The sequence below is a fragment of the Roseovarius sp. D0-M9 genome (assembly GCF_037083805.1).
GTDB lineage: Bacteria > Pseudomonadota > Alphaproteobacteria > Rhodobacterales > Rhodobacteraceae > Roseovarius.
The window spans coordinates 1-1,161 of the sequence record NZ_JBAPKZ010000122.1; the positions used below are offsets into that span (position 1 = coordinate 1).

Here is a 1,161-nt window from a genome sequence, read left to right on the forward strand (position 1 = left end):
TAGAGTATCCGTCTTGATCAAGCTGTTTTTGGCGTCCATTCTCGGTCTTGTCGGACGAGTGCGTTGGCCAGTTCGATGAGCTTTCGCATGAGGGCTGTCAGAGCGACTTTGGCGGGTTTTCCATCCGATATCATCGCTTGGTATTTCTGCCTCAGATCCGGGTTGAAGCGGGCGGCGACGAGCGCGGGCATATAGAGCGCATCGCGCAAAAACTTGCGCCCGCCCTGTATGAATGCCGTCCCACGCCATTGGCCCGATTGTCGGGTCATGGGAGCGAGACCGGCAAGGCTCGCGATCTGTTTGCGCGTCAGAGTTCCGATTTCCGGACATTCGACGAGGATCGCGACCGCAGTGATCCGACCCAGCCCCGGGATCGAGCAGAGAATGTCGAAGGCGCGTGCACGTCTCGGGCACTGGCGCGCGAGCTTCAGCAGCGCGTCTTCCAGTTCAGCGAGCTGGCGTTTGATTTGTCCAAGTCGGGCTTTGGACTGGCGCTTCAAAATGGCCAAGGTCTGCGTTTTGGACCGGTTCAGGAGTCGTGTGCGTTCTTTGATCAGAGCCATGCGCGCAATCTGCATCTCTTTGAGGGCAGGCTGATTTTTGTCCGCTGGCGCATCCGGCACAAGATCGAGCGCTGTGCCCATCATGGCCAGAATGCGCGCATCCACGGCATCGGTTTTTGCCCTTGTCCCACGGGCCTGCGCAAAGCGTCGCGCCTGTACTGGGTTCACCTTCACGAGAGGTAGGACGCCGCCGAAGCTGCGTTCAATGCCGGCGTGATAGGCCCCGGTTGATTCATAAATGACCAGGTCAGGCATTTTGGTGCCGATCCAGCGGCGAAGTGCCCGCAAGCCAGCTGGGGTGTTCGCGAATTGCTGCGCTTCGTTATCGATCAGACGATGCGCGTCGAGAGTGGCTTTTGAGATGTCGATTCCGATGGTATCTTGCATTGTCCTCGCATGTCCTATGCTTGTCGTAGAGGGCTTCACGCCGCTCTGTATCCGTTCAGGTCTCAGGCGAAGACGATGGCTGATCACACTCTAAAACGGTCCTTCACAACCAAGCCTGTGACGATCCAGCCACCGCCAGCGCGCGCCATAAATGGCGTGGCGCGCGCTGGCTCTCTCTTCGCACAAGAGCCGCGATCAGCATAAGACAAGC

General features: G+C 58.5%; 1 protein-coding gene. It reads right to left on the bottom strand.

The genetic code is table 11. The features are described from left to right. Window positions 1-17: 17 nt before the first annotated feature. A complete protein-coding gene (locus V8352_RS21790) occupies window positions 18-950 on the bottom strand; it encodes an IS110 family transposase (RefSeq protein ID WP_336426351.1) in 933 nt (310 codons plus the stop codon). Between the last annotated feature and the right edge of the window lie 211 nt (window positions 951-1,161).